Origin of the sequence: Mycobacterium sp. Aquia_216 (genome assembly GCF_026723865.1) — a bacterium.
Classification (GTDB): domain Bacteria; phylum Actinomycetota; class Actinomycetes; order Mycobacteriales; family Mycobacteriaceae; genus Mycobacterium.
This window is the reverse complement of sequence record NZ_CP113529.1, coordinates 1,871,856-1,881,149: the sequence shown is the minus strand read 5'-3', so window position 1 is coordinate 1,881,149 and position 9,294 is coordinate 1,871,856. Positions and strand designations below refer to the sequence as shown.

Sequence of the window (9,294 nt, the reverse complement as noted above, 5' to 3'; positions counted from 1 at the left end):
AATTGATGATCAGCCCAAAAACGGCCGGGTCGCCAACACATAGATCGCCAGCACCGCCAGCGGCGCCGCTAATGGTATCCACGGCAAGTGCAAAGGAAACGACATCGCCACCACGCCCACAAAAGTAAATCCCACGGCGCCAACGATTGTGGGCCAACTCACCATAGCGAGCGCGTCCGGCAACGCCGCCGCGTGGCGGGAGATCAGGTAGGCAGCCGCACATAGCCCTGAGAGCCCCACGTACACATGGGGCGGATCGATCATCACGATCATGGTCACGGACAGCAACACGGCGAGCGTTGCGGCCGGCCGCAACACGACCCCAACCCCTACCGCAACCAGCGCTCCGATCCCAAGGCCCACCGCCGGTCCGTGGGCGTCCACTGCGGCCAAGCCGACCATCAGCAGGCCGAATACCGTTGCCAGAGCATGGACCCCGAATCGCGCACCGGATGACATCGCTACCCCCGCAGCCTTCCCCGCACCCGGTGGCGGCGATCCGGGAGTACGCCCATCGACTGCTCCAGGGGTTGATCCTCCTGCCAGGAGACGATGTCAACACCGATGGTCGCCATATCTCGATACATTGCGGAGCGCTGCAACGCCCACAGCCGATCCACCAGCGGGTCCTGTTCACCTTCGAACGGTGAAACATCAAGGGTGTCAACGGCGATCACGACGTGACCGCGTCTGCGCAAATCGATCAGCGCCAGTGCGAATTCCGTGTCGAGCAGCGTGGAGAAAGCGACGACGATCGCCCCGGCTGGAACGGCTGCACGCGGTGCCAGTGTCCCGGTGTTGTTTTCGAATCGATCACCCGCGCCGAGTACGGTGTCGAGCACACGATAGAATTGACGCTGGCCGATGTCGGCGCCGAGCCACCGCGGGCGATTACCGCCGAGCGCGACGATCCCGGCGCGATCGCCGTAGCGCAGCGCCGTCTGCACCACCTGAGCCGCACCGCGCACCACCCGTTCGGCGGCATCGGTCGCCGGGCCCGCCGGCTGCCGATACCCGTCGATCAGTACCACCACGTCGGCGGCACGGTCGGTCAGCCGCTCCGTCACATGCAGCTGGCCGCGACGCGCGCTCACCGGCCAATTCACCGTCCGCAGTTGGTCACCCGGAACGTAGGAACGAATATCGGCGTATTCGACTCCCGGACCGATATGCCGGGTTAGGTGGGCTCCGAGGCGGTCGAGCAACTCGGTTCGCGGGATCGGCGTCGACTGCGGCGGCGTCAGCGGAAACACGATCACATCGGCGGCATCGACGATCGCCGTGCCGGTGAGCAGCCCACCGCGCGCGACGGCGTCGACTCGGGCCCGGACCGGGTATCGACCCCAGCGTTGCGCCATTCCAACAACGGTTTTCGTGTGCCGCGAATCCGGATCGAGATAGTCGAGCTGCATGCCCTCGACCGCGGGTACGGTGAGTTCGACTGCCCAGGCGCCAGGCACCCCGGCTTCCTTCGTCACCGAGAGCGTCACTCGCGCGTGCTCTCCTTCGAAGCAACGCTGCGACGCCGGTTCCCCATGCACTCCGATCTTCGGCACACGGTGTTGCCAGCTGATCGAACACAGCACGCCGAGCAATGGCGCCGCGAACGCAACGAGCTGCCAATGCGCGCCGATCACGGCCGCAACCAGCGCAATACCCGCGCAGGTCGCGATCGACCGCGTCAGTGGCGATGCGCGCCAGCGGAACTCGACTTCGCGGCCGTTCACGGCAAGCTCATCCGGCGCCTTCGCTGGTACGGGGTACCGGCAAGCGCCGCAACAGTTCTCCGACCACGTCGGCGCCCTGGATCTTGCGCACCCACATCTCCGGGCGCAGGGTGATCCGGTGTGCGACCGCCGCGATGGCGAGAGCCTTGACGTCCTCGGGGATCACATAGTCGCGACCAAGCAGCAATGCACGAGCACGAGCGAGTTGAACCAAATCGAGTTCGGCCCGCGGGCTGGCGCCGACGGAGACCTGTGGATGATGCCGGGTAGCGGTGGCCAGCGAGACCACGTAGTGCAAGACATCCTCGTGCACCGACACCTGCTCGACCGATTCACGCATCGCCAGCAGGTCGTCGCCGTGCACCACCTGATTCACCGTCGGTTCGGCCGAACCACGTTCGAGACGGCGCCGTAGCATCGAGGTCTCGTCGCGCTCGGAGAGGTATCGCAGTTCCAGCCGCATCGCGAATCGGTCCAGTTGCGCCTCCGGCAGCGGGTAGGTGCCCTCGTACTCGATAGGGTTGTCGGTCGCCAGAACGATGAAAGGCGTGGGCAGCTTGTGGGTTTCGCCGTCGATGCTGACCTGGCCTTCAGCCATCGCTTCGAGCAGCGCCGCCTGCGTCTTTGGCGGAGTGCGGTTGATCTCGTCGGCAAGCAGCAGGTTGGTGAAGATGGGGCCGGCGCGGAACGCGAAGCGGCCCGACTGCATGTCGTAGATCGTCGAACCGAGCAGGTCGGCCGGCAGCAGGTCGGGGGTGAACTGCACCCGGGTGAATCGCAGACCCAGTGCCGCGGCAAAAGATCTCGCGATCAATGTCTTGCCCAGCCCCGGTAGATCTTCGATGAGGACATGGCCACGCGCGAGAACGGCGGTGAGGATGAGGGTCAGCGCGGAACGCTTGCCTACCACCACGCGTTCGATTTCGTCGAGCACGGCCTCACACTGTGCGGTGGTCGTACCGGCTGGCATAGCGACCGGCATCGTGGCGCCTCCTGTCATACCTGCTCCAACTTCTGCAGGATCTCTTCGAATGCGGTCCGGCCTGGACCCGGCTGGTGATCATCGCTGCGCCTGATGTTGTTGGGATTGACCCATTCCCACAGCTCGGCGCCGAATAGCATCCGGCCGGTCGACTGGAATGCCGCCGGGTCCTTGGCTTGTCGTTGGCCAGTGGCGATTTCGTACCGGCGGGCGAGCATAGGACGCAGATGCCGATCCCAGTCCGCTCGGGTGGACTCGGACCAGCGAATCGTCGTCTCGGTGGTGGCTAGCCACCGGCGCAACGTAGCACCGAGATCGTCGGGATCCTGGTCCGACGCGGGTTCGATCCTGTGCCCCAGCAGCCGACGAACGTCGAGCAGCACCAGGGCCAGGGCAACGCCCGACGCCGCCAACACAAACGGGCGATCCTGCACGATCAGCCCCAAAAGCTCCGCCCCGACGATGAAGCAAATACCCAGGGATATCAGCCTTTTCATACCGGGCTCCGAAGTTCCGCGAGAACCAACCGCAGTACCTCCACCGCGACGTCACGATGCCCCTCATTCATCACGTGCGCGCTGAACCGCGCCTCTTCGAACAGATTCACCAGGCGCACGGCGTTATCAATATGCAACGCACGGAGTTCGACGGCACGGGCCAACACCTCGGTCGGGGTGTCGAAGTCCTGGGGAGCCGCTCCGGGAACATTCGCGAGCTCACGTTCCATCGCGGCATAGCAAGCGATGATGGCCTCTCGTGGTTCGCGCCTGCGGTCCGCCATCTCGGCCAACCCGAGTTCGGCGGCACGCACCAGGGATTGCGAACGCCGCGCCGGCGGCCGGTATTTAACCTCATCATCGGCAAAGGGGTGCAGGCTCGTCGCGCGCGATCGCCGCCGCGACATGATGAGGGTTCCGACGACGATGATCAGCATCATCGGAACCGTGGCGGCCAGCAGGATTCCCAGCATGTCGCCGCTCTCCTGGTGCGGGGGCCGGTGCTGGGGTGGCTGCGCGGCGGTCGGTGGCTGCGCGCCGGCATCCGGTGCGTGCTCGGCGGGAGCAATACCGTGCGGCAGCGATAACCGGGCCAGCAGCATCGCAATCAACAGCCACGCGGCGATCACCGCGAGCCCGATCAACAACACCCGCCAACTCGGTCGCCCGATGCCGGTGCCGAGCATTTCGGACAGGTCCCCCGTCTTCGGCGCCGCCGCACGCGGATCTCGTAGTCGCGCGATAACCGCGACCGCCAGCAACGCGAGAGCCGCACTGAGCAGGACGACGACGAAGACCAGCGCCGCCCGCCCACTGCCGGATTCGGCGTGCGCCGCGCGATCGCGAGCCGGAAGATAGCCGTGCAGGGCACCGGCAGCGACGATCAACAGCACGATGAGGGCTACGACGCGCCCCGTCGGCTTATCGGGCATATGGCACACCACTCGCCGGTCTTCCTTGCCGTTGCGGCACAGGCTTGATTCATACTTGCACGTCAGGCGGGAAAATCGCTAGGCAGGCGTAAACGGCCGGAAGCTGCCGTAGCGAACCTCGCGGTGGCCGAGGGTGCGGCTCGTGACGGTGACCGGTTCCACGAACGTCAATTGCACTGCCGCCCGCGCGAATTCATCTTCCGACGCGGCCAGTCCCCACCCCCACCTCGATGGCGCCGACGGTCTCACCGATGGTTCCCGGCAGGCGGTCATCCCACACTTGTTCGGTGCCGATCGCCGCGCGCCCAGCAAGTCGCTGCGTCATCGCGTTACCCCATGCACGACGATGGCGGTGGTCTGCTCCACCCACGCGTCATCCAGCTTCTCGTCCGGGCGCAGCAACATCCGAAGCATCGTCGCACCCCCGATCAACTCGATCAAGCGGTCTGGATCCACGTCGGGATGCGCTTCACCTCGGTCGACGGCCTCGCCCAGCCGTGACCGCACCGCGGCGAACAGCCCGGTGAAGCGCGACATCACCCGCGCGTTGAGTTCGGGGTCGGCCGTCATGTCCGCCACCAGACCCGGCAGCGCGGCCCGCACCACCGGAGTGGTGAACACATCCCGTGTCGCCTCGATCATCATCCGCAGATCGGCGGCAAAGTCGCCGGCCGGGGCCTCGAGCGCGCTGGGCGCGGTCGGAAACGCCGCTTCATGCACCAATTCCGCCTTGCTCGACCACCGGCGATACAGCGCCGATTTCGTGGTGTCGGCCCGCTCGGCGACGGCGGCCAGGGTGAGGTTCGAATAGCCGATTTCCACAAGCAGTTCCGCGGTCGCCGCAAGGATGGCAGAGTCAATACGCGGATCCCGGGGGCGCCCGGCACCTGGGGCCTTGTCAAGGCCGGACGGGTCTGCTTTCATAACGCTACCTACCGTATCGTAATTGCCGCGAAAGGTCTCAACGAAGGAGGCACCCCGTGGCCAATGAACCCGTGCTCGACAACGTCGACCGACTTCAGCGCTCCAGCCGCGACGTCACGACGTTGCCGGCGGTGATGTCGAAATGGCTGTCCACAGTCCTGCCCGACGGAGCGTCGCCCGACGTCACCGTCGAGAGCGGCATCGACTCGACGGGCATGTCCTCGGAAACCATCATCCTGACCGCCCGCTGGCGCGACGGCGGTCAGTCGATCGAGCAGAAGCTGGTGACGCGGGTCGCGCCCAGCGTTGACGACGTGCAGGTCTTTCCCACCTATCGGCTTGACCACCAATTCGAAGTGATCCGGAAGGTGGGCGAGCTCACCGAGGTCCCCGTGCCGCCGGTGCGCTGGCTCGAGCCCACCGGCGAGGTCTTGGGTACGCCCTTCTTCGTGATGGACTACGTCGCGGGTGAGGTACCGCCCGACGTGATGCCCTACACGTTCGGCAACAACTGGTTCGCCGACGCGCCCGTCGAGCGGCAGCGCGAACTCCAGGATGCCACCACTGGGGTGCTGGCGAAGCTGCACTCAATCCCTAACGCGGAGAACACGTTCGGGTTCCTTTCCGAGGGCGAGGGTGATACTGCGCTGCGCCGGCACTACAACTGGGTGCGGGGCTGGTACGACTTCGCGGTGCCGGACATCGGCCCATCGCCGCTGCTGGAACGAACATTCGTGTGGCTAGAAGACAACTGGCCGACGGAAGTGGCCGCGCGTGAGCCCGTGCTGCTATGGGGCGACGCCCGAGTGGGCAACGTCTTGTACCGCGACTTCCAACCGGTGGCGGTACTGGACTGGGAGATGGTGACCCTAGGTCCGCGCGAGCTCGACGTCGCGTGGATGATCTACGCGCACATGGTTTTTCAAGAGCTCACCGGACTCGCAGGACTTCCGGGATTGCCCGATGTGATGCGCGAGGAAGACGTCCGCGCCACCTACCAGCGCCTGTCCGGCGTCGAAGTGGGTGACCTGCGCTGGTTCTACGTGTACTCGGGTGTGATGTGGGCTTGCGTGTTCATGCGCACCGGTGCGCGACGAGTGCACTTCGGCGAAACCGAAAAGCCCGACGACGTGGAGTCGCTGTTCTACCACGCCGGATTGATGAAACGTCTCATCGGAGAGGACCAGTAATGCTCGGACCGCTCGACGAGTACCCGGTACACCAGATTCCCCAGCCGATCGCCTGGCCCGGCTCCTCGGACCGCAACTTCTACGATCGGTCCTACTACAACGCCCACGACCGCACCGGAAACATCTTCTTGATCAGCGGCATTGGCTACTACCCCAACCTCGGTGTGAAGGACGCGTTCGTGCTCATCCGACGCGGGGACATTCAGACCGCGGTACACGTTTCGGACGCCATCGATCAGGATCGGCTCAACCAGCACGTCAACGGCTACCGGCTCGAGGTCATCGAACCGCTGCGCAAGCTGCGGATTGTCCTCGACGAAACCGAGGGCATCGCAGTCGATCTCACCTGGGAAGGCCTGTTCGACGTCGTCCAGGAACAGCCGCACGTCCTACGGTCCGGCAACCGGGTCACGCTGGACGCACAGCGGTTCGCCCAGCTCGGCAGCTGGAGCGGGAACCTCGTGATCGACGGCGAAGAGATCGCAGTCGACCCGGCGACCTGGATCGGCAGCCGCGACCGATCATGGGGCATCCGGCCGATCGGTGAGGCCGAGCCGGCGGGTCGGCCAGCCGACCCGCCCTTCGAAGGCATGTGGTGGCTTTACGTGCCAATGGCTTTCGACGACTTCGCCATCGTGCTGATCATTCAGGAGGAGCCCGACGGTTTCCGCTCGCTCAACGACTGCACCCGCATCTGGCGCGACGGCCGGGTCGAGCAAATGGGCTGGCCCCGGGTCAAGATCCACTACCGATCCGGCACCCGCATTCCGACGGGCGCCACGATCGACGCCATCACTCCCGACGGCGCCCCCGTCCGCTTCGACGTCGAGTCCAAACTGCCGGTGCCAATTCACGTCGGTGGCGGCTACGGCGGCGACTCGGACTGGATACACGGCATGTGGAAGGGCGAGAAGTTCGCCGAACGCCTGACGTACAACATGACCGACCCGGCGATCATCGGGCGGTCCGGCTTCGGGGTGATCGACCATGTCGGCCGCGCGGTCTGCCGCGAGGGCGACAAGGCTCCGGTCGAGGGCTGGGGCCTCTACGAGCACGGCGCGCTGGGCCGCCACGACCCGTCCGGATTCGCCGACTGGTTAACGGTGGCGCCCTAGCCTTTTCGGCGCCGATTTCGATTCGTCGCAGAAGTTCCAGTCACGCCGTCGTGGGGCGCGGTTGGACTTCCGTGGCAGTACGACATCACATGCTCGCGCAGTAATGCGTCGACGTTCGGATCTTGCCTCGCGAAGGCGTCGACGATCGCCGTGTGGTCGTCGGCGTTAGCGTGCAACTCGGTGCGCAGCAGGCGAATCGACAGGTTGGTCCACACCTCGATTCCGAGTGATTCCCATACAGCCAGCAGAACTCGGTTACCGGCGCTGGCGACTATCTCGCGGTGGAAGGCGACACCGGCGCGGACCTGCATGCCGATGTCGCCCAACTCCGCGGCCGTGCGAATCTCGTCGGCATGCCGCTGCAACGCGGTCACGTCTCCGCGGAGCCTGTCCACCGCAATCGAGGCGGCCAAACCCTCCAGGGCCGCCCGCACCGGATACATCTCCAACAGGTCATCCGGGCCGATGTCGCGCACCCGCGCGCCTTTGTTCGGCACCGAGCTGACGAGTCGCAGCGTCTCCAGATCTCGCAGCGCCTCCCGGACTGGGGCCTGGCTGACGTCCAATTCGGCGGCGACCTGCCGTTCAACGATCCGGTCACCTGGCTGCCAACGGCCGCTGATCAGCCCGTCGAGAAGCACACCCAGAATCTGTTCTCGAAGCGGCATGCCGCGGACTTCGGTCCGAGCGTCGGGAGTGTTGGACACTGCTTAACTTTAGGGTGCTACGCGCTGCGCACCACAGCTGCCGGGTCTAACGCCAAACCCTGTTCCGAACGTCCTGCAGAGTCGGACCCGGCTCTCGGTTGATCTGCATAACGCGGCACTTTATGCCTCCGCACGCCTTGCGGATCTCCGTGCCGGTCACCTCGATCACCTCCACGCCCGCGGCGCGGATTTTCTCGTTGGTGGTGTGGCAGTCCGCATGTGCGATCACCTTGCCGGGCTCGAGCAACAGCACGTTGCATGGCGCCAGAAAGTCGCGCTGCTCCTGCGGGTCGGCTTCGATCAGCTCGAAGTTATTGTCGTGCAACCAGGTACGCGCCTCCCAATCCAGCGCCGCCGGAGAGACGACCAGTTTCCCGACATCGATTGCGTTGATGTTGATGTCTGGGTGGGCGCAGGCGCCAGTAGCCTGATTGAAGAAGCCTTCTACGGCGGGCCGGAGTTGGAGGTTGTAAAACTCGGCCGTACCACTGGTCTTGGAGATCGCGTTGACGAACTGGTCGGTTCCTCGCTGATCGTAGGAGGCCGATAGGCAGGTGACCAAAACCTCCTCGGCGATCATGTTGCACGCCCCCGGCTCCATGGCGCCTTCGGTGATGGCGACAAGCGGAGGAATATTGAGCGTGTTCCATGCCCACTTAGCGAGGTACTCGCTGACCCCGACCATGCCGGGTAGGAACCCGAAACGCGAGATGACGGAGCCCCCGCGCCAGATCGAGCCCCAGGACAGGAATACGTGGCCCATCAGCGGTCCGTACGGATTGGTCGGCTCTTCCGGGTAATCGATCCAGTGCACGATGATGCCGTTATTCTCGAAAGCGGTTGCCAGTTCTTCGGTTTCTCGCCGGAACGCCGCGAGGTCGACGGGACCACGATCCGGCACCCCCATCAGTCGCTGGAAAAACGCTGGATTTTCCTTGTACTGGGAGCTCTGGTCGTGGAGCGTGTGCTCGGTCGGCATGTGCAGGGCAACCTCGGTCAGCCGACCGATTCCGTTGAAGCCGAACGACCGCCCGGCCACGGCCTCGGCCTGATACGTCCGGTAGTCCGCCTCATGCGTGGCGCGCACGAACTCGTAGGTGCTGATCCCCTCCCGGTAGTGCGGGATATCCGCGAGACGCCAATCGTCATAGGCACGCGTGGAATTGGGCGTGGTTATTGCTGTCATCGGTTCCTCGGCTCGAGTAGAGCGGATGTTGTTG

Annotated in this window: 11 protein-coding genes; 2 read left to right on the top strand and 9 right to left on the bottom strand. The window is 65.0% G+C overall.

Going from position 1 to position 9,294, the window contains the following annotated elements; translation table 11 throughout:
* Positions 1-9: 9 nt before the first annotated feature.
* The 7 genes from OK015_RS08890 to OK015_RS08860 all read right to left on the bottom strand — a co-directional run bounded on the left by OK015_RS08890 (position 10) and on the right by OK015_RS08860 (position 5,062).
* Positions 10-459, bottom strand: coding sequence for a hypothetical protein (locus OK015_RS08890; protein ID WP_268130798.1), 450 nt, complete (start codon positions 457-459; stop codon positions 10-12).
* Between the two features lie 2 nt (positions 460-461).
* On the bottom strand, positions 462-1,727 hold the full coding sequence (locus OK015_RS08885) for a DUF58 domain-containing protein (RefSeq protein ID WP_268130797.1): 1,266 nt from the start codon (positions 1,725-1,727) through the stop codon (positions 462-464).
* 7 nt (positions 1,728-1,734) lie between these two features.
* A complete protein-coding gene (locus OK015_RS08880) occupies positions 1,735-2,697 on the bottom strand; it encodes an AAA family ATPase (protein WP_442791281.1) in 963 nt (320 codons plus the stop codon).
* 26 nt (positions 2,698-2,723) lie between these two features.
* Complete coding sequence (locus OK015_RS08875) at positions 2,724-3,206, bottom strand: hypothetical protein (RefSeq protein WP_268130794.1); 483 nt, start codon at positions 3,204-3,206, stop codon at positions 2,724-2,726.
* A complete protein-coding gene (locus OK015_RS08870) occupies positions 3,203-4,138 on the bottom strand; it encodes a DUF4129 domain-containing protein (protein ID WP_268130792.1) in 936 nt (311 codons plus the stop codon). The genes OK015_RS08875 and OK015_RS08870 overlap by 4 nt, the downstream gene beginning before the upstream one ends.
* Before the next feature lie 193 nt (positions 4,139-4,331).
* Positions 4,332-4,463, bottom strand: coding sequence for a hypothetical protein (locus tag OK015_RS08865; protein WP_268130791.1), 132 nt, complete (start codon positions 4,461-4,463; stop codon positions 4,332-4,334).
* Entirely contained in the window at positions 4,460-5,062 is a 603-nt protein-coding gene (locus tag OK015_RS08860) for a TetR/AcrR family transcriptional regulator (protein ID WP_268130790.1), read from the bottom strand. Before OK015_RS08860 ends, OK015_RS08865 begins: the two co-directional genes overlap by 4 nt.
* A 56-nt stretch (positions 5,063-5,118) precedes the next feature.
* On the opposite strand from OK015_RS08860, the gene OK015_RS08855 reads away from it, so the two are divergent.
* The gene (locus OK015_RS08855; protein ID WP_268130789.1) at positions 5,119-6,252 is read left to right on the top strand and encodes a phosphotransferase family protein; all 1,134 of its coding nucleotides are present in this window, start codon (positions 5,119-5,121) and stop codon (positions 6,250-6,252) included.
* Complete coding sequence (locus tag OK015_RS08850) at positions 6,252-7,367, top strand: hypothetical protein (protein ID WP_268130788.1); 1,116 nt, start codon at positions 6,252-6,254, stop codon at positions 7,365-7,367. Before OK015_RS08855 ends, OK015_RS08850 begins: the two co-directional genes overlap by 1 nt.
* On the opposite strand, the gene OK015_RS08845 is transcribed toward OK015_RS08850, so the two are convergent.
* Both OK015_RS08845 and nnhA read right to left on the bottom strand, forming a co-directional pair.
* On the bottom strand, positions 7,364-8,074 hold the full coding sequence (locus OK015_RS08845) for a GntR family transcriptional regulator (RefSeq protein ID WP_268130787.1): 711 nt from the start codon (positions 8,072-8,074) through the stop codon (positions 7,364-7,366). The genes OK015_RS08850 and OK015_RS08845 overlap by 4 nt on opposite strands.
* Positions 8,075-8,120: 46 nt before the next feature.
* Entirely contained in the window at positions 8,121-9,260 is a 1,140-nt protein-coding gene (gene nnhA / locus OK015_RS08840) for a 2-nitroimidazole nitrohydrolase (RefSeq protein WP_268130785.1), read from the bottom strand.
* Positions 9,261-9,294: the final 34 nt, after the last annotated feature.